This is a genomic window from Pseudomonas sp. GL_090 (assembly GCF_057837765.1).
The window spans coordinates 5,144,509-5,165,069 of sequence record NZ_CM174452.1 but is presented as its reverse complement, the minus strand read 5'-3'; the positions used below and the strand labels follow the sequence as shown (position 1 = coordinate 5,165,069).

The 20,561-nt window shown below is 60.7% G+C and carries 19 protein-coding genes; 10 read left to right on the top strand and 9 right to left on the bottom strand.

The features are described 5' to 3' along the window. Window positions 1-111: 111 nt before the first annotated feature. Window positions 112-2,163, bottom strand: coding sequence for a putative bifunctional diguanylate cyclase/phosphodiesterase (locus AC3ITA_RS23250; protein WP_095943855.1), 2,052 nt, complete (start codon window positions 2,161-2,163; stop codon window positions 112-114). Window positions 2,164-2,892: 729 nt separating this feature from the next. Here AC3ITA_RS23250 and AC3ITA_RS23245 point away from each other — a divergent pair. Further along, on the top strand, window positions 2,893-3,156 hold the full coding sequence (locus tag AC3ITA_RS23245; protein ID WP_095943856.1) for a DUF6124 family protein: 264 nt from the start codon (window positions 2,893-2,895) through the stop codon (window positions 3,154-3,156). Window positions 3,157-3,332: 176 nt separating this feature from the next. Here the strand turns inward: AC3ITA_RS23245 and AC3ITA_RS23240 are convergent, their stop codons facing one another. The 3 genes from AC3ITA_RS23240 to AC3ITA_RS23230 form a co-directional block, all read right to left on the bottom strand. Then, on the bottom strand, window positions 3,333-3,929 hold the full coding sequence (locus tag AC3ITA_RS23240; protein ID WP_008022038.1) for a superoxide dismutase: 597 nt from the start codon (window positions 3,927-3,929) through the stop codon (window positions 3,333-3,335). A 164-nt stretch (window positions 3,930-4,093) separates the two neighbouring features. Further along, window positions 4,094-4,696 carry a LysE/ArgO family amino acid transporter gene (locus AC3ITA_RS23235; RefSeq protein WP_095943857.1) on the bottom strand — a complete coding sequence of 201 codons (603 nt, stop codon included), beginning with the start codon at window positions 4,694-4,696 and terminating at the stop codon, window positions 4,094-4,096. Window positions 4,697-4,702: 6 nt separating this feature from the next. After that, window positions 4,703-5,104, bottom strand: a complete 402-nt coding sequence (locus tag AC3ITA_RS23230) for an ACT domain-containing protein (RefSeq protein ID WP_150673675.1) — start codon at window positions 5,102-5,104, stop codon at window positions 4,703-4,705. Between the two features lie 96 nt (window positions 5,105-5,200). On the opposite strand from AC3ITA_RS23230, the gene AC3ITA_RS23225 reads away from it, so the two are divergent. The 4 genes from AC3ITA_RS23225 (at window position 5,201) to AC3ITA_RS23210 (ending at window position 9,068) form a co-directional block, all read left to right on the top strand. Then, complete coding sequence (locus AC3ITA_RS23225) at window positions 5,201-6,094, top strand: LysR family transcriptional regulator ArgP (RefSeq protein WP_056726114.1); 894 nt, start codon at window positions 5,201-5,203, stop codon at window positions 6,092-6,094. Between the two features lie 54 nt (window positions 6,095-6,148). Then, window positions 6,149-7,141, top strand: a complete 993-nt coding sequence (locus AC3ITA_RS23220; protein ID WP_489278435.1) for an NAD-dependent epimerase/dehydratase family protein — start codon at window positions 6,149-6,151, stop codon at window positions 7,139-7,141. 116 nt (window positions 7,142-7,257) lie between these two features. Next, on the top strand, window positions 7,258-8,130 hold the full coding sequence (locus tag AC3ITA_RS23215; RefSeq protein ID WP_095943860.1) for an ATPase: 873 nt from the start codon (window positions 7,258-7,260) through the stop codon (window positions 8,128-8,130). 89 nt (window positions 8,131-8,219) lie between these two features. Continuing rightward, complete coding sequence (locus tag AC3ITA_RS23210; protein ID WP_414929417.1) at window positions 8,220-9,068, top strand: cache domain-containing protein; 849 nt, start codon at window positions 8,220-8,222, stop codon at window positions 9,066-9,068. Between the two features lie 123 nt (window positions 9,069-9,191). Here the strand turns inward: AC3ITA_RS23210 and AC3ITA_RS23205 are convergent, their stop codons facing one another. After that, window positions 9,192-10,709, bottom strand: coding sequence for an MDR family MFS transporter (locus AC3ITA_RS23205; RefSeq protein ID WP_489278433.1), 1,518 nt, complete (start codon window positions 10,707-10,709; stop codon window positions 9,192-9,194). Window positions 10,710-10,787: 78 nt separating this feature from the next. Beyond that, a complete protein-coding gene (gene pobA, locus AC3ITA_RS23200; protein ID WP_489280821.1) occupies window positions 10,788-11,972 on the bottom strand; it encodes a 4-hydroxybenzoate 3-monooxygenase in 1,185 nt (394 codons plus the stop codon). Between the two features lie 190 nt (window positions 11,973-12,162). Here pobA and AC3ITA_RS23195 point away from each other — a divergent pair, with 190 nt between their 5' ends. Continuing rightward, complete coding sequence (locus AC3ITA_RS23195) at window positions 12,163-13,059, top strand: helix-turn-helix domain-containing protein (RefSeq protein WP_095943864.1); 897 nt, start codon at window positions 12,163-12,165, stop codon at window positions 13,057-13,059. 9 nt (window positions 13,060-13,068) lie between these two features. Here AC3ITA_RS23195 and AC3ITA_RS23190 read toward each other — a convergent pair whose 3' ends face one another. After that, the gene (locus tag AC3ITA_RS23190; RefSeq protein ID WP_007978514.1) at window positions 13,069-13,245 is read right to left on the bottom strand and encodes a hypothetical protein; all 177 of its coding nucleotides are present in this window, start codon (window positions 13,243-13,245) and stop codon (window positions 13,069-13,071) included. 205 nt (window positions 13,246-13,450) lie between these two features. After that, entirely contained in the window at window positions 13,451-14,356 is a 906-nt protein-coding gene (locus tag AC3ITA_RS23185; RefSeq protein WP_489278431.1) for a LysR family transcriptional regulator, read from the bottom strand. Window positions 14,357-14,571: 215 nt separating this feature from the next. Between AC3ITA_RS23185 and AC3ITA_RS23180 the strand changes: the two genes are divergently transcribed. Continuing rightward, on the top strand, window positions 14,572-15,447 hold the full coding sequence (locus AC3ITA_RS23180) for an MBL fold metallo-hydrolase (protein WP_414929420.1): 876 nt from the start codon (window positions 14,572-14,574) through the stop codon (window positions 15,445-15,447). 46 nt (window positions 15,448-15,493) lie between these two features. Further along, window positions 15,494-16,108, top strand: coding sequence for an NAD(P)-dependent oxidoreductase (locus AC3ITA_RS23175; RefSeq protein WP_414929421.1), 615 nt, complete (start codon window positions 15,494-15,496; stop codon window positions 16,106-16,108). 130 nt (window positions 16,109-16,238) lie between these two features. Here the strand turns inward: AC3ITA_RS23175 and AC3ITA_RS23170 are convergent, their stop codons facing one another. Next, the gene (locus AC3ITA_RS23170) at window positions 16,239-17,120 is read right to left on the bottom strand and encodes a LysR substrate-binding domain-containing protein (RefSeq protein WP_150813333.1); all 882 of its coding nucleotides are present in this window, start codon (window positions 17,118-17,120) and stop codon (window positions 16,239-16,241) included. A gap of 159 nt (window positions 17,121-17,279) precedes the next feature. Between AC3ITA_RS23170 and AC3ITA_RS23165 the strand changes: the two genes are divergently transcribed. Continuing rightward, window positions 17,280-18,917, top strand: a complete 1,638-nt coding sequence (locus tag AC3ITA_RS23165; protein WP_489278430.1) for a 5-guanidino-2-oxopentanoate decarboxylase — start codon at window positions 17,280-17,282, stop codon at window positions 18,915-18,917. Beyond that, window positions 18,914-20,362 carry an aldehyde dehydrogenase family protein gene (locus AC3ITA_RS23160; protein ID WP_489278428.1) on the top strand — a complete coding sequence of 483 codons (1,449 nt, stop codon included), beginning with the start codon at window positions 18,914-18,916 and terminating at the stop codon, window positions 20,360-20,362. Before AC3ITA_RS23165 ends, AC3ITA_RS23160 begins: the two co-directional genes overlap by 4 nt. Window positions 20,363-20,561: the final 199 nt, after the last annotated feature.

The window sequence follows — 20,561 nt, the reverse complement described above, 5'->3', positions numbered from 1 at the left end:
ATTCACTGTGGGAGCGAGCCTGCTCGCGATGGACGTGAACGATGACGCGTTCATTCTGAATGAGCGTATTGCTCTCAGGTTCATCGCGAGCAGGCTCGCTCCTACAGGGGATTACAAAATAGCGGCGTTGCTGCGTTGGGCCTGCTTGAGGTAAACGGCCAGTTCCCGTGCCGGCAACGGCTTGCTGTAGTGATAGCCCTGACCTTCGTGGCAGCCTTCGGAGATGATGTAGGCCTCTTGCTCGGCGGTTTCCACGCCTTCGGCAATCACCTGCATGCCCAGGCTCTTGCCCAGCTGGATGATGGCGCGAACGATGGTCGCATCGTCGTCGTCATCGAGCAGGTCCTGGACGAAGCTCTTGTCGATCTTGATCTTGTCCAGGGGCAGGCTCTTGAGATAGCTCAAGGACGAATAGCCGGTTCCGAAATCGTCGATGGCGATCAGCGCGCCGGAGCGGCGCAGGCTGAGCAAGTGCTGGGCCGCGGTGCTGATGTCTTCCATCAGGCCGGTTTCGGTGACTTCCAGTTCCAGGCTGCGCGGTGGCAGGCGGTACATCTGCAGCAGGTTGTTGACCACCCGTGGCAGTTCGGCGTGGTGCAATTGAACCGTAGACAGGTTCACCGCCATGCGCAGGTCGGAGAAGCCCTGGTCATGCCACTCGCGGAGTTGTTTGCAGGCCTGGTCCAGCACCCATTCGCCGATGGCAATAATGGTGCCGTTCTGCTCGGCCAGCGGGATGAACAGGTCCGGCGGCACCATGCCGTGCTCGGGGTGTTGCCAGCGAATCAGGGCTTCGACGCCCACCACGCGGTTGTCGCGGTAGCTGATCTGCGGCTGGTAGACGAGGTAGAACTGATTGCGTATCAACGCATCGCGCAGGTCTTTTTCCAGTTCGCGGCGGCGGCGCATTTCGGTGTCGACGCTGGCGATGTAGAACTGATAGCGGTTGCGCGAGCGGGTCTTGGCCAGCGTCATGGTCTGCTCGGCCTTTTGCAGCAACTTCTCGGTGCTGTCGCCGTCCTCGGGGAACAGGGTGATGCCGATAGTGGCGCGCAGGCGGATCTCCTGATGGTCGAGGGCAAACGCCGCTTCCAGGTCATCGAGAATGCTTTGCGCGAGCTCGGCGGCTTCGTAGGGCTGCTCGATATCGGCCTGGACCAGGGCGAACTGGTCGCCACCGAGGCGGGCGAGGGCGCCCAGGCGACCGCTGTGACCGCGCAGGCGATCGGCCAGGGCCAGCAACAACTGGTCGCCGGTCTGGTAGCTGAACTGCTCGTTGATGCCCTTGAAGTCATCGAGGCCGACACACAGCACCGCGACCCGGCGCTGCAATTTGCCGGCGTCGATGAGGATCCTGTCCAGTTGCTGCTGCAATTGCTGCCGGTTCGGCAGTCCCGTCAGGAAGTCGTACTGGGACATGCGCAACAGGCTGTTTTCCGCTTCGTGACGCAGATGGGTATTGCGTTCGATGGATTCGAGCAACTGGTTGGCGGTGTTGATCCATATGCCCAGTTCGTTTTTCTCGTGCCCCTTGAGCAGCGGAATCTTGTGTTCGCTGGGACGATCCGGATTGATTTCCGTGAGGTGCTCGATGATCCGCGACAGCGGCTTGGTCAGCAGCCAGTGGTAGACCAGGTACAACACCAGCCCCATGGCGAGTGCGCGCAGGACGCCCGAGATGAAGATGATCACCGAACTGACAATGAATCCTTGGCCGTAGGTGGCGGTATCGAGGGTGATGCTCAGGTCGCCGTAATACTCGCTATAAGGCCCGCGACCGACCAGTTGGGTGGTGAAGGTGCGTTCCTTGCCAAGAATCGGGTCGGTCAGCCAGCGGCTGTGGGAGTGCTGCAATTCGCGTTTTTTTTGCGCGAGCATGGCTTCGTTGGGATGGCCGATGGACGCCTTGCGCACGGCGGCGTCCTGAAACAGGCCTTCGATCACTTGCATGCCCATTTCCCGGTCCAGGCTATAGACGGCCTGGGTCGAGGGGTCGCGAAACATGTCGAGGATCCGTTCGGCATCGCTGGCGACGGCCTGGCGTGTTTTATAGGCATCGAACACAATCTGCGCGCAGCTCAAGACCACGCCGACGATCAATGCCGACAGGAGCACGACCCGGAGCAACTTCACCGACAAGCTGTTCTTGAGTTCCAGCTTCAAAGGGTTATTCCTTGTTCCGTGCGGGTAGCATCAAGTTGCCATGAGTATTGGCAATCCCGTGATGGCAGTCAAAGGGACAATCATCCTTGTGGGATTTTGCCTGCAGCTTGGCCGATTTGCAGGTGTCCTGGCGAGTTAGCCTATTCGTACTGTGTCGGTTGTCGAGTCCTTCAACTTGAGAGGCGGGGTGGAGATATTTTCCTTCTGTTTGATGTTAGCCGTCTGTGGCGGTGGGGCAAGGGGGTGGCGGCTTATGGTTTCGCCCTTACGGCGAGTCCCTTTTAACAAGCGCCCGGCCCTGTAGGAGCGAGCCTGCTCGCGATGGACGTCAACGATAACGCGTGCTGCCTGAATGCCCGCGTTGTCCTGGCGTTTTTCGCGAGCAGGCTCGCTCCCACATGGGATGGCGCGGTGTAGGAAAGCGCCAGAAGTTTCCCACGCAGTTTTCAGGTTGTCCGTCGGAAGCGGGCTGAATAACCTTTGGTGATCGCTGAAATGCTTCAGCGATCGGGTGTGAGAACCCGCAAGAGAGTGTTAATCCAGCGCCAGTACCACCATAATTGCCGCCAGCTTATCCGCTGCCAGCAATGCTTTATGGCGGCTGTGTGCGGGCAGACCTCGGTCTGGCCGGATTGCTCTCTTGCCGGTTTCTCACTCCGCACATAGCTGCCACCTCTTCGCTCGCGTGAGAAACGGCGAGAGATGGCTCCAATCGATAAGGAGCATGTTTTGGATAAGTTAATCCCTGATCCGCCCTACACCACCACCAAACCCTACAGCCCTCGCACCATGTTCATGATCGTCCCCGACATGGACACTGAAAGCCTGCTTGCCCATGCCTGTGAATCACTGGCTTCAGCCAATGTCATGGCGAGTGATTTCGCCACCTGCCTGACTGGCCCCCAGCGCAACACGGCGCTGGCCATTTCGCAGATTGTCATGTTGGCGGAGTTGGCGGTGAATCGCGCGTTGGATAACGTCGATCCACGGTAGCTGGCAGGCTGACCGCGTCATCGTTCATCGCGAGCAAGCTCGCTCCCACAGTAGTCCGGTGTAGACCGATCCAATGTGGGAGCGAGCCTGCTCGCGATGGGGCTCTGCCGAACGCTGAAAATCCCGGGCAATAAAAAACCCGGCTAAAAAGCCGGGTTTTTTGTCTGGCATCGAGCTTAAGCGGTGAAGGTTTTGCCTTCGAACTGCTCAGCCACGAATTTCCAGTTGACCAGGTTCCAGAACGCTTCGACGTACTTCGGACGCAGGTTGCGGTAGTCGATGTAGTAAGCGTGTTCCCAGACGTCGCAGGTCAGCAGCGGGGTGTCGCCGTTGGTCAGCGGGTTGCCGGCGCCGATGGTGCTGGCCAGGGCCAGGGAACCGTCAGCCTTCTTCACCAGCCAGCCCCAACCGGAACCGAAGGTGCCGATGGAAGTCTTGCTGAACTCTTCCTTGAACTTGTCGAACGAACCGAAAGCTGCGTTGATGGCTTCAGCCAGAGCGCCGGTTGGTTGACCGCCAGCGTTTGGCGCCAGGCAGTTCCAGTAGAAAGTGTGGTTCCAGACCTGAGCGGCGTTGTTGAAGATACCGCCCGAGGAAGTCTTGACGATTTCTTCCAGGGTCTTGCCTTCGAACTCGGTGCCTGGCACCAGGTTGTTCAGGTTCACGACGTAGGTGTTGTGGTGCTTGTCGTGGTGGAACTCCAGGGTTTCCTTGGAGATGTGCGGCTGCAGGGCATCGTGTGCGTACGGCAGTGGCGGCAATTCGAAAGCCATGATGATTCTCCTAATCAGGTCAGTTGCGGTGAGCGCAAGGCCGATCACGGGCGGCCAGACAAGCGCCGGGGAGTTTGTACTCTTTGCGGCGCAGGGAGTCGGATCATAGCACCGGGGGGGCGGCATAACCACGCAACAACTGTGTGGAATAGAGGTTCCGCCAATCAGATGGCCGCGATCAATTGCAGCGCTACGGCAAACATCATCACCGCCACCAACAGATCGAGAATTCGCCAGGTGCTGGGGCGAGCGAGCCAAGGTGCAAGCCATGCTGCGCCGAGTGCCAGGGTGAAAAACCACAGCAGCGAGGCACTGGCCGCACCTACGACATAGGCGCCGGGCTCGGTTTGTTGGGCGCCCAGAGAGCCGATCAGCAAAACGGTGTCCAGATAGACGTGCGGGTTGAGCAAGGTCACCGCCAGCGCGCTGAGCATGACCGCTCGCAGTGAGCGTACGGTCTGGCCTTCGCCCTGCTCAAGGCTCTGCCTGGAAAAAGCCCGGCGCAGCGCCTGGCTGCCGTACCACAACAGGAACGCTGCGCCGCCCCAGCGGGCGATGGCCAGCAGCGTCGGGTTCTGCGCCAGCACGGTCGCCAGGCCAAACACCCCGGCGGCCACCAACAGGGCATCGCAGGCCACGCAGAGCGCCGCCACCGGCAGGTGATGTTCACGCCGCAGGCTTTGCGCCAGGACAAACGCATTCTGAGTGCCGATCGCCATGATCAGGCCGAAGGCCACAAGCAGGCCGTTCACATAACTTTGCCACATGATTTTTTACTCCGCGTTGGCTGCCAGATCCCGCAGCACTTGCAGGGCTCGGTCGGCGTCGGCCTGGCCGACGAACAAATGGTCGTGGTAGTAGCCGGCAATCACGTTGCAGCTGATTCCGGCCTTGCCCAGTGCCGTGGCGAACGCGGCGGTCAGGCCGACCGCTTCGAGGGCCGAATGTACGTTCAGGGTGATCCAGGCGGCGATGTAGTCGAAGCTGAATCCGGCTTTTTCGGCGTGGGAACGTTCGAGGATCACGGTCAGGCCTTCCTGCTCGCGAAAGCAGCCGACAATCTCCAGATCCATGGGCAACTTGCCGTCACGCAGGGTGCAGAACACGTATTCGCCGGCGTTGAGTTGCGGGCTCATGCTGCGCAGCAGCGTTGCCAATGAAGTTTCGCCAGCCATATGGGTGATCCTTGTTCAAGAGTTCTTGCTGGCCATTGTCCTTGTGAAGCCTGTATAAGAAAAACCAATCTTGCTGATCGCTCATTAGGAAAACTGATGTTCGACTATAAATTGCTTTCTGCCCTCGCTGCCGTGGTCGAACAGGCCGGTTTTGAACGGGCGGCCCAGGTGCTGGGCTTGTCGCAATCGGCGATTTCCCAGCGCATCAAGCTGCTGGAAGCGCGGGTTGGCCAGCCGGTGCTGGTGCGGGCCACGCCGCCAACGCCGACGGAAATCGGTCGGCGATTGCTCAACCATGTGCAGCAGGTGCGATTGCTAGAGCGGGATTTGCAAAGCCTGGTGCCGGCGCTGGATGAAGAGGGTTTGCCGGAGCGCCTGCGGATCGCCCTGAACGCTGACAGCCTGGCCACCTGGTGGGCGCAGGCGGTGGGCGAGTTTTGCGCCGAGCAACATTTGTTGATGGACCTTGTGGTCGAAGACCAGACCGTCGGCCTCAAGCGCATGCGCGCCGGTGAGGTGGCGGCCTGTGTCTGTGCCAGCGAGCGCCCTGTGGCTGGCGCGCGCAGCGTGTTGCTGGGGGCCATGCGTTACCGTGCGCTGGCTAGCCCCGCTTTTATTGCCCGGCATTTTCCGCAGGGCGTACGCGCCGATCAGTTGGCCCGGACCCCGGCGCTGGTGTTTGGTCCGGACGACTTCCTGCAGCATCGCTACCTTGCATCCCTCGGCGTCGAGGGTGGATTCGAACACCATTTATGCCCGTCCTCCGAAGGGTTCATCCGTCTGACGGAAGCCGGGCTGGGCTGGGGTCTGGTCCCGGAGCTGCAGGTGCGCGAGCAACTGGAAAGGGGCGTATTGCAGGAGCTGCTGCCAGATAAGCCGATCGATGTGCCGCTGTACTGGCATCATTGGCGTAATGGCGGTCAGTTGCTGGGGCTGCTCACCGATCAATTGGTCAGCGCATCGAAGCAATGGCTGGTGCCCTTGGACTGACGCGCAGCGTCAAGACCTCACGTAATACGCAAAACGAAATATTCGGAGCAATTCATGAAGATTCTGGTTACCGGCGCAAGCGGCTTCATCGGCGGGCGCTTTGCGCGTTTTGCCCTGGAGCAAGGCCTGGACGTGCGGGTCAACGGTCGCCGGGCCGAGAGTGTGGAGCATCTGGTACGCCGCGGTGCGGAGTTCATCCAGGGTGACTTGAGCGATCCGGAACTGGCGCGCGAGCTGTGCTCGGACGTCGAGTCCGTGGTGCATTGCGCCGGTGCTGTCGGTTTGTGGGGGCGTTATCAGGACTTCCATCAGGGTAACGTCCAGGTCACCGAAAACGTGGTCGAAGCCTGCTTGAAGCAACGGGTTCGGCGGCTGGTGCATTTGTCGTCGCCGTCGATCTACTTCGATGGTCGCGATCACTTGGGCCTGACCGAAGAACAGGTGCCCAAGCGCTTCAAACATCCTTACGCCGCCACCAAGTACCTGGCCGAGCAAAAAGTCTTCGGTGCCCAGGAGTTCGGCCTCGAAACCCTGGCCTTGCGCCCGCGTTTCGTCACCGGAGCCGGCGACATGAGCATCTTCCCGCGCCTGTTGAACATGCAACGCAAGGGACGCCTGGCAATCATCGGCAACGGTCTGAACAAAGTTGACTTCACCAGCGTGCAAAACCTCAACGAGGCATTGCTCAGTAGCTTGCTGGCCAGCGGTTCTGCGTTGGGCAAGGCCTACAACATCAGCAATGGCACGCCGATACCCCTGTGGGACGTGGTCAATTACGTCATGCGTAACATGGAAGTCCCACAGGTCACCCGCTACCGTTCCTACGGCTTGGCCTATAGCGTGGCGGCGCTCAATGAAGGCGTGTGCAAGGTGTGGCCGGGGCGTCCCGAACCGACGTTGTCACGCCTGGGCATGCAGGTCATGAACAAAAATTTCACCCTGGACATCAGCCGCGCGCGGAATTATCTGGATTACGATCCCAAGGTCAGCCTCTGGACGGCGCTCGATGAATTCTGTGGCTGGTGGAAAGCCCAGGCTGTTCGCTGACGCTGGAACAACGTCCCCTGACTGAACCGGATTCGGCCTTGGGGGTCAATGGTTGCGGCTGTGGGGTTTATACTGCGCGGCATAAAGCCATTATGTGATTCACTAAGGTTGATTCAATGTCCATGCGAAACGATGCCAACGACGACTTTGATGATGTGCCGAGCTTGCGTGCAGACGTTCTCGATGACGACTTTGCGCCCACCGCCCGCACGGTCGTGCACTCGCGCACGGCGCCGGTGGTGAAGGTCAAGGCGGTGAGCACCGGTGCCTTGTGGGCGCTGGTCGGGGCGTTGTTCTTTGCCTTCGCGGGCCTGGCCTGGTGGAGCTTTCAGCAGATATCCCTGATGGAACAGCAACTGGTGGCGACCCAGGAAAGCTTCGCGCGAATCAGTGAGGAAGCGGCAGGGCGCCTGCAGGATATTTCCGGCAAGGTTGTCGCCGGCCAGACCAGTGTCAACACCGACAGCGAGGCCTTGAAGCTGCAGATCCGCCAGCTGGAAGGCAAGCTCCAGGACCAGAATGCCCGGCAGCAGGGTGTTGCCGGCCAGGCCTCGGACCTGGACAAGCGACTGGCGCAAATGACCGCGCAAACCACCGAACTGGACAAACGCCTGGCGCAATTGACTGCCCAGGACACCGAACATCAGGCGGCCAATACGCAGTTGCAGGCCCAGGTCAAAGCCTTGAGCGCTGAATTGGCCGCCCTGAAAAGCGCCCCGTCGGACTCGGAAAAACTCGATGCACAGTTGAAAAGCCTGGGTGCCGATATTGTCGCACTGAAGAAACAAGGCAACCCGAGCGCAGCGATCGAACGTCTCGAGCAAGACATGATCGTGCTCAAGAGCGTGCAGGACAACCGTCCGGCGGTCGCGCAGGGTTCGGCCAACACCGCCGAGTTCGATGCCTTCCGCAGCCAGGTCACCCGTAACATCAATACCCTCCAGGCGCAGATCCAGAACCTGCAGCAGCAACTTCGCGCCCGGCAGTAATTGACCGCTACAGGAACATCAAAAGGATCCATACATCCCCCCATTGCCGTCTACGCTCCTGAAACACCATCAGGAACGAGGGATGCGCAATGGGGTTTGTGTACAGGTTCACCTTGCTGTGCGGCATGTTTTTGTTGTGCCTGGGCCAGGCGCAAGCCTCCGGGACGGAAAAGGACGACAGCAAGGCGGCCATTGCCCTGCTGGAAAAAGCCCTGGCCTACTACCACCAGAATGGCGACAAGGCCCTGGCGGCGTTCAGTCGCCAGGGTGAGTTTGTCGACAAGGACCGTTATGTCTTCGTGCTCGATACCAAGGGCGTGATGCTTGCCAGTGGCGGGCCGTCGTCGGCGCTGATTGGCCGGGACGTATCGCAAGTGCTCGGGCCGGATTTGCAGAAAACCTTCAAGGACGCCCTGAAGGTGCCGGAAGGCAATGGCATTCAGCAGGCGGAATATCGCTGGCAGAACTGGAACGACGGCAAGGTCGAGCGCAAGCACGTCTACTACCAGCGCATCGGCCAGCGGATTCTGGCGGTCGGTTATTACTTGCCACGGGCTTCCGCCGAACAGGCCATGGCCTTGCTGAACAAAGCGGCGACCGATCTGGCCAAGGACGAAAAGGGTACCCTGACGGCGATCAATTCCCTCAAGGGCGGCTACCTGCAGGATGACCTGTATGTGTTTGTCGTCGACCTGGACACCCGGCGTTACGTGGCCCACGGCACCAACCTGCGGTTGATCAATACCGACTTCAGCAAGATCGTGGACCCGGAAGGCAAACCGGTGGGCGAGCCGATTCTGGCATTGATGGCCCAGCAGGATAACGGCGAATATGAATACCGCTGGAAAAACCCGGTGACCGGCAAGGTCGAGAACAAACATGCCTACCTGAAGAAGGTCGGGCATTTTCTGGTGGCGGTCGGGTATTACAGCCCTTGAATGGTAGTGACTGTTAGACCGCCTTCGCGAGCAGGCTCGCTCCCACATTAGACCGAGTTGTCCATAAATACGCGGTCATCTGTGGGAGCGAGCCTGCTCGCGAAGGCGGGCGACTCGGTCTGGCTACCGAACCTTGTCCTCACGCCCACGCAACAGCATGTTCGGCATGGCAATCGCCGCCACCAGCCCCAGCAATGAAACGGCCGCGCTGACCGTCAGCAAGTGCCGGAACGTCAACAACAACTCGGCACGCAAGGCGTTCTGCGTATCACCTGGCGCGGCATTCAAACCGTCCAGCAGCACATTACCCGAACTGCCTTCGGCAATCAGCGACGAACCGGCCAGGTGCGCGAAACTCGAATCCTGCAACAACGCCAACAACAGCGCCGACATCAATGCCACGCCGACCGCTCCACCCAGCGAACGGAACAGATTGGTGGTGCTGGTGGCGACGCCGATGTCCCGCTGTTCTACCGAGTTCTGCGTGCCGACCAATGACGTCGGGAACTGCATGCCGGAGGCAATCCCGCAGAGCAGCATGAACAGACTGCTCACGAGAAACGCCTGCGGCGGGCTGAACGCCATGCCGATAATCGAGACAGGCATCAGCGCCGCACCGGCAAGGATCATCGGTTTGTAGCGCCCGGTCACCGAGGTGCGACGGCCGGCGAAATACGCGCCGATCGGCAAGCCCATGGCCAGGGGCAGCAGGTGCAGGGCGGCGCTGTCGGCACCGGCGCCGGTGACGCTCTGGAAACGCAGCGGCATCAATACGATCAGCGAGATGGCCTGGAAACTGGTGAAGAAAATCGTGCACCAGCACAGGATCGCGTTGCGGTTGGCGAACAGATGCATGGGCAACAACGGCTCCCGCGCCCGCCGCTCATGCACGACGAGCAGCCCCAGTACCAGCACCGCACAAGCCAGCAGCGCCAACACTTCGGCGCTGCGCCACGAATGGCCCTGGCCGACCTGGGTGATGCCCAGCAACAATGCGGTCAGCCCGATGATCATCAGCACGGTGCCCAGGTAATCGATGATCGGTTTGCGTTGCGGAATCGGCAGCCCCACCAGCGTGCGATGGGCCACCAGCCAGGCACCCAGGCCCAGTGGCAGATTGATCAGGAACACCCAGCGCCAGGACAGGTATTCAGTCATGTAGCCGCCAAGCACCGGGCCGGCCACGCTGGCCACGGCATACATGCTGCTGAAATAGCCCTGATAACGACCGCGCTCCCGTGGCGGTATGATGTCACCGATGATCGCCTGGCTCACCGAAATCATCCCGCCGGCCCCGATGCCCTGGAGGATCCGCGCCAGCACCAGTTGCTCCATGCTCTGGGCCATGCCGCAGAACACCGACGCCAGGGTGAACAGGCCCATGCCGAACAGCATCAGCTTGCGCCGCCCGTACAAATCGCCCAGTTTTCCGTAGATCGGCACCGCCACGGTCATGGCCACCATGTAGCCGGAAATCACCCAGGCCAGAAGGCTGACGTCCTTGAATTGCGCGGAAATGGCCGGCATCGAAACGGCGACGATGGTCTGGTCCAGCGCTCCGAGAAAGATCGCCAGCATCAGGGCGATCAGCACGCTGCGAATGGCCGGTTTGGGCGTTTCAGGCTGGTGGAGATTGGTCACGGGAAAACCTGCGGGCAGTGATTGACCCGCAAGTTGCAAGGCGAGCGGGGATGCTCGCCAGTGTAAGTCGATAGCAAGCTATTCGATAGCCTCGTAGGGAAGCCCGACGTAGTTTTCTGCAATGGTTTTGCGACCCGCTTCGGAGCCGACAAAATACTCCAGCTCCGACTCGGCAATGCGCTGGCTAAAGGCATCGTGGTCGTCGAAACGGTGCAGCATCGAGGTCATCCACCAGGAAAACCGTTCGGCCTTCCACACGCGGCGCAGGCAGATTTCCGAGTATTTCTCCAGCAGATCAAGGCGATCTTCGCGGTAAACCTTGAGCAGGATGTTGAACAGCGTACTGACGTCACTGGCCGCCAGGTTCAGGCCCTTGGCGCCGGTGGGGGGGACAATGTGTGCGGCATCACCGACCAGGAACATCCGCCCGTACTGCATGGGTTCGACGACGAAGCTGCGCAGCGGCGCGAAGCTTTTTTCGATGGACGGACCCGTTACCAGTTTGTCCGCCAACTGTTGTGGCAGTCGCGATTTGAGCTCGTCCCAGAAGCGTTGATCCGACCAGTTATCCACATGATCGCTGGTGGGCACTTGCAGGTAGTAACGGGTGCGTGTCGGTGAGCGCATGCTGCACAGGGCAAAACCGCGCTCGTGGCGGGCGTAGACCAGCTCTTCGTGGACCGGCGGGGTATCGGCCAGGATCCCGAGCCAGCCGAAGGGATAGATCCGTTCGAAGACTTTCAGGCTGTCGGCGGGAATCGATTGTCGCGCCACTCCATGGAAGCCGTCGCAACCGGCGATGTAGTCGCAATCGAGACGATACCGTTCGCCGTCTTTCTCAAAAGTGACAAACGCTTCGTCGGTTTTCATGCCGTGGGGAACGACGTTGTCGGCTTGATAAATCGTCTGCGCGCCGGCCTCCCGACGAGCGGCCATCAGGTCACGGGTGACCTCGGTCTGGCCATAGATCATCACCGTCTTGCCGCCGGTTAACGCTTGCAGATCGATGTGTACCTGGCGTCCGTCGAGGGCCAGTTCGAAGCCGTCGTGGACCAGGCCTTCTGCGTCCATGCGCTGACTCACGCCAGCCTGACGCAACAGCTCTACCATGCCTTGCTCAAGCACGCCGGCGCGGATTCGGCCGAGTACATAGTCCGGGGTCTGACGTTCGAGAATGAGGGTGTCGATGCCGGCGTTGTGCAGCAATTGGCCAAGCAACAAGCCAGAAGGGCCAGCACCGATAATGGCAACTTGAGTTTTCAGCGTTTTCATTGTTTTTATGACTCGCAAGCTTCACGTGACCAGGGCCGGTGAATGATTTTTATGGATCGAGTGCTTGCATTTTTCCCTTGCGGGTCTGTCAATTGAAGGTGAAAACTGAGCCGATAGCTGTACATTCTGCCAATCGGTGCGATTATCGCCCGTCATCTACTCCGAGGCCTGGATTGAAGTGATGAACAAGCCTGACCTGCCTTCGATTCCAGTGTTCAAGCTCTACGGTGAAAGCCTGGATTGGCCGACCCCGGACTTGCTGCACTGTGAAACCATTTCCAAACGCAGTCGCGAACATCATTGGGAAATCAAACCCCACCGCCACGCTGATTTGTGCCAGTTGCTCTTCGTATTCAAAGGTCAGGCCGAGCTTGAAATCGAAGGCAAGCGAACGCAACTGGTGGAACCGGCCATCCAGATCCTGCCACCGCTGTCGGTGCACGGCTTTCGCTTTTCCGAGGACGTGGAAGGGTTTGTCGTGACCCTGGCCGCGCCGCTGATCGCCCACCTGCAGATGCAGTTGGGGCAATCGGTCAATGCCTTGGCCCAGTCCGAAAGCTACCCGGCAGGCAAGGACGCCGAGTACCTCAACAGCTTGTTCAGCGCCTTGCAGAACGAATACACCAGCCACCAACCGGCGCGGGAAATGCTCATGCATTCGCTGGTCAGTGTGATCGTGGTGTGGGTCAGCCGCCAGGTGATCCAGCGTCGCACCGCCATGGCGCGACCGCAGCGGGCCCGGGAATACCTCAACGGGTTTATTCAGCTGGTGGAAGAGACCTATCGCCAGCACGTCAAGGTTGAGGATCTGGCGCACCGGCTGGGGATTTCCGTGTCCCACCTCAACGGCACCTGCCGTGAGCTGGCGGGGCAACCGGCGTTGCAGATCATGCACGAACGGCAATTGCTGGAGGCCAAGCGTTTGCTGACCTACACCAGCATGACCATTTATGAAATGTCCGACGTTTTGGGGTTTTCCGATCCGACCAACTTCACGCGCCTGTTCCGGCGTCGTGTGGGAATTTCGCCCAAGGCGTTCCGCGACCGCCTGAAGGCCGATCAGGGCAATGAAGCCTGACCCCCTTCGTTACCGGAGGGCGTTGAGGGTGGCGTTATGGGGGATGCAGCGTTCGAAGTTGCAGCTCGCGGCTTCGCGGGGCAGGTTGCGCAGTTGCTCGACGCGCCAGGCCGCAGCGCCATAAAGCCCGAGCGTGACCGCACAGGTGATGAAAATCGCGAGGTATCTTCTTGTTCTGATGTTCATGGCGTTGACCTCTGAACGAATACCTTTCGGTATTACTTTGAGCATAGGTCAGTGCCATTGAGTTGCCAGCAATAGCGCGGTATTCAGAACACTGATCACCCCTGTGGGAGCGAGCCTGCTCGCGATGGCGTCGTGTCAGTCAGCAACCCTTTTTGAATGATCCACCGCTATCGCGAGCAGGCTCGCTCCCACATTTTCGATCCGGTTACAGGCCGATATCCCACGCCGGTTCCTCCGGAAACCTCACCACCAGAAAATCCAGCAAGCTGCGCAGCGCCGCCGGCATGTGCTTGCGCGAGGCATACACCGCATACACGTTCATTTGTCGGGGTTCGGCCGTCGGCAGCAGGCGAATCAACTCGCCGCTGTGGATATGCACGCCAGCCTGATACGTGGGCAGCATCGCCACCCCGGCACCGGCGATCGTTGCGCGCAGCAGTGTGCTGGCCTCGTTGGCGCTGATGTTGCCCTGCACCGGTACAGAAACCTGCTCGCCGTCCTGCTCGAAGTGCCACAGGCTTTTTCCGAAGTAGGAATGGGTCAGGCAATTGTGCAGGCTCAGGTCCTCGACCCGTAGCGGCGCAGGGTTCTCGCGCAGGTAAGCGGGGGAGGCGCAGATCACCGAGCGGCAAACCGTCAGGCGGCGGGCGATCAGGTTCGGGTCCAGGTCGTTGCTGGTGCGGATCGCCAGGTCGATGCGCTCATCCACCAGGTTCACGGTGCGGTCGAGCATCTGCATATCGATGCTGACACCGGGGTAACGCTTGACGTAGGCGGCCATGGCATCGGCCAGTTGTGCCTGACCGAACGAAGTGCTGACGCTGATCCGCAGCAAACCGCGCGGTGCGTCATCCGGTTCGCTGACGGCGGCTTGCATGTCGGTGGACAAATCGAGCATCTGCCGACAGCGGGGCAGGATCTCGTTGCCGGCGGCGGTCAGGCTCAACTTGCGCGTGGTGCGATGCATCAGGCGCGCGCCGACCCAGTCTTCCAGTTCCGCCAGATACCGCGACACCACCGGCCGTGACAGCTCCAGATGATCGGCGGCGGCCGACTGGCTGCCGAGGTCGACCACCGTGACGAATACACGCATTGCTTGAAGACGATCCATGATTTGCCCGCTTTCAGAAACAAACTATGTTCAAGCATCGCATTTTTTGTACTGAGTCAGGCAACTAAGCTCTGTTCCACTGTAGGAGCGAGCTTGCTCGCGATGGTCGTTAACGATAACGCGGGTTACCGGTTAAACGTGGCGTCTTCGAATCCATCGCGAGCAAGCTCGCTCCTACAAAGGACTACGACAACTATTGGATTACGGAGCAACAGATGATCGGTTTCACCACCCTCAAGCGCGTTTTACTGACCACCGCTCTCGGTTTTGCCGCCCACGCCAGTGCATCTACGCTGACGCTGGATGTCTACAACCCCGGCGAAAAAGCCATCTTCCCGGTGACCTCGGTGCTGGTCAGTGGCGAGAAGGAAGCGATCCTGGTGGATGCGCAATTCGGCAAATCCCAGGCCGAACAGGTGGTGGAAAAAATCCGCGCCAGCGGCAAGCAACTGACCACCATCTACATCAGCCACGGTGACCCGGACTATTACTTCGGCCTCGATACCCTGACGGCTGCGTTCCCCAAAGCCAAGGTCCTTGCCTCGCAGCCGACCGTCGACCACATCAAGCGAACCGTCGACGGCAAACTGGCGTTCTGGGGTCCGAAAATGGGCGCCGATGTGCCGACCAAAACCATCGTGCCGGGTGTGCTCAAGGGCGACAGCCTGATCCTCGAAGGGCAGAAGTTGCAGGTGGTGGGTCTTGAGGGCCCGCAGCCTGATCGCAGTTTTGTGTGGATTCCGTCGATCAAGGCGGTGGTCGGAGGCGTGGTTGTGGCAGAAAACATCCATGTCTGGATGGCCGATACCCAAACTCCGCAGTCCCATGCCGATTGGTTGGCTACGCTGCATGCCATTGAAACCCTGAAACCGCAAACCGTGGTGCCGGGCCACTACCTCGGCGAGAGCGATCGCTCCCTGGCAGGCGTGCAGTTCACAGCCGCTTACATCAAGGCCTTCGACGAGGAAACCGCCAAGGCCAAGGATTCCGCCACGCTGATCGCGGCGATGAAAAAGCGCTTCCCGACCCTGGGTGATGAAAGCTCCCTGGAACTGAGCGCCAAGGTCGCCAAGGGCGAGATGAAATGGTAACCCGCCTCAACTGAAATCCAAGAAGCTCAACCCACTGGAGAACGTCATGAGCAAAATCGCAATCATCGGTGCCACCGGTCGTGCCGGTAGCCAACTGCTGGAAGAGGCGCTACGTCGTGGCCACAGCGTTACCGCCATTGCCCGCGACACATCGAAAGTCGATCCACGTGAAAGTGTGGTCGGCAAGGCCGTCGATGCCCTTGATGCCGCTGCGTTGCAAGCTGCAATTGCGGGCCATGACGTGGTTATCAGCGCGGCGCATTTCGCCACGCTACCTGCCGGCGCAGTCGTTGGCCCGGTGAAAAAAGCCGGGGTCAAACGCCTGCTGGTGGTGGGCGGGGCGGGTTCGCTGCTATTGCCCGATGGCACTCGAGTGATCGATAGCGAAGGTTTCCCTGAGGCTTACAAGGCAGAAGCCAGTGCCGGTGCCGAATTCCTCGCCAACTTGCGTGAAGAACGGGATCTGGACTGGACCTTCCTGTCGCCATCGGCCGAATTTGTCGAGGGTGAGCGCACCGGGAAATTCCGCCTCGGTCAGGATGATTTGCTGGTGAGCAGCGAAGGGCGCAGCTGGATTACCTTTGCCGACTACGCAATTGCAATGCTCGACGAAGTGCAAGCGCCGAAGCATTCGCGGCAGCGGTTTACTGTCGGGTACTGAGTTCACTGATCACCTGTAGGAGTGAGCCTGCTCGCGATGGCAGCGGAGCAGCCAACATTGATTTTGAATGTGAAGCCGTCATCGCGAGCAGGCTCACTCCTACAGTGTGGGGCATCAGAGTTATACGGTTTTACCGCGACTGCGCCTGCTCCACCAACCAGCCCATCAATTCACGCAATTTCGGCGAAGGCCCGGGTTTTTCGGGGAACACCAGGTAATACGCCAGTCCCGTTGTTACCTTCAAATCGAATGGCATGACCAGCCGCCCGGCGTTCAGGTCATCGCCGATCAGCGACCAGTCGCCAATCGCCACCCCCGTTCCCTGGGACGCCATCGACATCGCCAGGTCCAGTGTTTCGAAATGCTGGCCCTTGCCGACATTGGTCAAATGCACATCCGCGGCTTTCAACCAGGCCTTCCAGTCCCGCTCGTCGCGGGTCGGGTGCAGCAACAGGTGCTGCTGCAGATCGGCCGGGGTCTGCAGGGGCATGGGGCCTTCGAGCATCGGTCTGGAACACACCGGCGTGAGTTGTTCGTCGAAGAGTTTTTGCGACATCAATGAATCGTCCGGCGGTGCGCCGTACATCACCGCTGCATCGAACTGCTCGCGATGAAAGTCGACCCCGTGCTTGACCGTGGTGGTCAGTTCCACCGGCACGTCCGGGCGTTCCCTTTGCCATTGCAACAGGCGCGGCAGCAACCAGCGCATGACGCAGGTCGGTGCCTTGAGCTGCAGGGTTTCACGCTTCTCGCCGATCTGCTCAACGGCCTCGTCGATCAGGCCGAAAATCTGCTGGACCCGGGGCAGCCATTCCCGTCCCTCGGCTGTCAGATCCAGGCCTCGGGCCAGGCGGATGAACAACTCATAACCCAGATGATCTTCCAGCCCGGCGATCTGCCGACTCACCGCGCCCTGGGTGATGTGCAGCTGTTCGGCGGCCCGGGTGAAATTGCAGCACTGCGCGGTAATCAGAAAGGTGTGCAGCGCCGGCAGGGGAGGCAGTCGTTTCATTGGGATCCAAGGTATGACGTGAGGACATGGCTAGTATGACTTTTTATCCATTGTTGCGGCTACCTGTCGCCCGTTCCAATGAGGCCATTCCCGGGCCTGCGAATCCATCATAAACACAGCGCACGCCCGGCGTCTCAAACGAACAAAAAGGGCAAAGACATGGCGACGTGCGGCGAAGTATTGGTCAAGTTACTCGAAAACTACGGGGTCGAGCAGGTGTTCGGCATTCCGGGGGTGCATACCGTGGAGCTGTATCGCGGGCTGGCCCGTTCGAGCATCAACCACGTCACGCCGCGCCATGAACAGGGCGCCGGCTTCATGGCCGACGGCTATGCCCGCACCAGCGGCAAACCGGGTGTGTGCTTCATCATCACCGGCCCAGGCATGACCAACATCACCACCGCCATGGGCCAGGTCTACGCCGATTCGATCCCGATGCTGGTGATCTCCAGCGTGCAATCGCGCAGCCAGTTGGGCGGCGGTCGCGGCAAGCTGCATGAGCTGCCGAATCAGGGCGCACTGTGTGCCGGTGTCGCGGCGTTCTCCCACACCCTGATGTCGGCGTCGGAATTGCCGGGCGTGTTGGCCCGTGCCTTTGCGCTGTTCCAGGCGGGTCGTCCGCGTCCGGTGCACATTGAAATTCCGCTGGATGTCCTGGTTGAAGAGGCCGACGACTTGCTCGCCAGCCTGCCGGTCAACATCGACCGCGCCGGTGCTTCGCCGAGCGCCGTGTCGCGCATGACTGAATTGCTGGCCGGTGCCAAGCGTCCGCTGATTCTCGCCGGTGGCGGTGCCATCGACGCGGCTGTCGAGCTGACTGAACTGGCAGAGCTGCTGGACGCGCCGGTCGCCCTGACCATCAATGCCAAGGGCATGCTCGCCTCCGGCCACCCACTGCTGATCGGCTCTACCCAGAGCCTGGTCGCCACCCGTGCGCTGGTCGCCGAGGCCGACGTGGTACTGGCCATCGGCACCGAACTGGCCGAGACCGACTACGACGTGACCTTCGCCGGTGGCTTCGAAATTCCTGGCAAATTGCTGCGCGTCGATATCGACCCGGACCAGACCGTGCGCAATTACCCGCCGCACGTGGCACTGGTGGCCGACTCGCGCAACGCCGCCCAGGCTTTGCTCAGCGCGCTGTCGCACAAATCCCTGGCCGAGCGCAGCAACGATTGGGGGCAGGTACGCGCTGCTCGTCTGCGTGAAGACCTCGCCGCGAACTGGGACGCACCGACCCTGGCCCAGACCCGCTTCCTTGAAACCGTTCTGCAGGAATTGCCGGACGCGGTGTTCGTCGGCGATTCGACCCAACCGGTGTACACCGGCAACCTGACGTTCAACCCGGAGCGTCCGCGTCGCTGGTTCAACTCGTCCACCGGTTACGGCACCCTCGGCTACGCCTTGCCGGCGGCGATTGGCGCCTGGCTGGGTGGCCGCGTCGAAGGTGGCGCGCGTCCTCCGGTGGTGTGCCTGATCGGCGACGGTGGCCTGCAGTTCACCCTGCCGGAACTGGCCAGCGCCGTTGAAGCGCGCACTCCGGTGATCGTGCTGCTGTGGAATAACCAGGGCTACGAAGAGATCAAGAAATACATGGTCAACCGCGCCATCGAGCCGGTGGGCGTGGACATCTACACCCCGGACTTCATCGGGGTGGCCAAGGCATTGGGTTGCGCCGCCGAAGCGGTCAGCAGTGTCGAGCAACTGCGCGGCGCATTGCGTGTGGCCACCGACCGCCAGGGCCCGACCCTGATTGAAATCGACCAGACCCAGTGGATGCAGGCGGTGTCGAAATGACTTTCCCTACGACCCTGGATGGCCTGTACATCAACGGCCAATGGTCGGCCGGCAACGAACACCTGCGGGTGATCAACCCGGCGACCGAAGCCCTGTTGACCACCGTCAATGGCGGCGATGAGCGCGCCGTTGATCAAGCCGTGAGCGCGGCGACCCAGGCGTTCGCCCACTGGTCGAAAACCACGGGCGCCGAACGCGGCGCGATCCTGCGCAAAATTGCCGCGGGGGTGCAGGCCAATCGCGAAAAACTGATGTACTTGCAGTCGAGCAACAACGGCAAGCCGCAATTCGAAGCCGCGATCGACGTCGATGACGTGATCGCCACGTTCGAGTATTACGCCGGTCTGGCCGAAGGGCTGGATGCGAAACAGGACAGCGCCATCGAGCTGCCGACCGACGACTTCAGCGCGCGTTTGCGCCGCGAGCCGTGCGGTGTGGTCGGCCTGATCGTGCCGTGGAATTTCCCGATGGTCACCACCGCCTGGAAACTCGCCCCGGCCCTGGCCGCCGGTTGCTGCGTGGTGCTCAAGCCTTCGGAAGTGACGCCGCTGCCGGAGCTGGAACTGGCGGCGATCATCGCGCAAGCCGGGTTGCCTGCGGGCGTGTTCAACCTGGTGTGCGGCACTGGCCTCGCGGTTGGCGCTCCGCTGTCGGCAGACTCGCGCATTGCGAAAATTTCCTTCACCGGCAGCAACGCAGTCGGCGTACAGGTCATGCAACGAGCGGCGGAAACCGTCAAGGGCGTGAGCCTGGAACTGGGTGGGAAATCCTCGCTGCTGGTGCTGGCCGATGCCGATCTCGACCTGGCGGTGGAAGTGGCCTGTGGCGGTGGTTTCTTCAACGCCGGGCAGATGTGCTCCGCCACCAGCCGCGTGCTGGTCGCCGATGAACTGGCCGATGAATTCCTGACCCGCGTGAAGGCCCGTGCCGAAGCGATCCGCGTGGCCGACCCGTTCGACCCGAACGTGGAAATGGGCGCGCTGGTCAATCAAGCGCAATACCAGCGCGTGCTCGGTCACATCGATCGTGGCTTGAGTGCCGGTGCCAAGCTGGTTTGCGGTGGCAATCGCCCGGCCGACCTGCCACGCGGATATTTTTTGCAGCCGACGGTGTTCACCGAAGTGCCCCTCGACAGTGCGCTGTGGTGTGAAGAGATTTTTGGCCCGGTGATCTGCGTGCGCCGTTTCGCCTGCGAGGCCGAAGCGATTGCTCTGGCCAACGACAGCCAGTTTGGCCTGGTTGCCAGCGTGGTGACGCGCAATGCACAGACCGCTGACCGCGTCGCCAACGCCTTGCAGGCGGGGCTGGTGTGGATCAACGCACCGCAAGTGATCTTTCCGCAGACCGCCTGGGGCGGCTACAAGCAGAGCAGCATCGGCCGTGAGTTGGGGCCGTGGGGCTTGCAGGCTTTCCAGGAAATCAAACACGTGATCCGGGCCGTCTGACGCCTGTCACTGTAGGAGCGAGCCTGCTCGCGATGGACGTCAACGATGACGCGAGCAGCCTGAATGAGCGCGGTGCCCTTGCACCTTTCGCGAGCAGGCTCGCTCCTACAAGAGGCATGCGCTGGCGTCATGGCTTCAATGAGTTTTTATCGATAGTCAGGTGTTTTACACGACCTCAGGATGAACTCGCTGGTTCAAC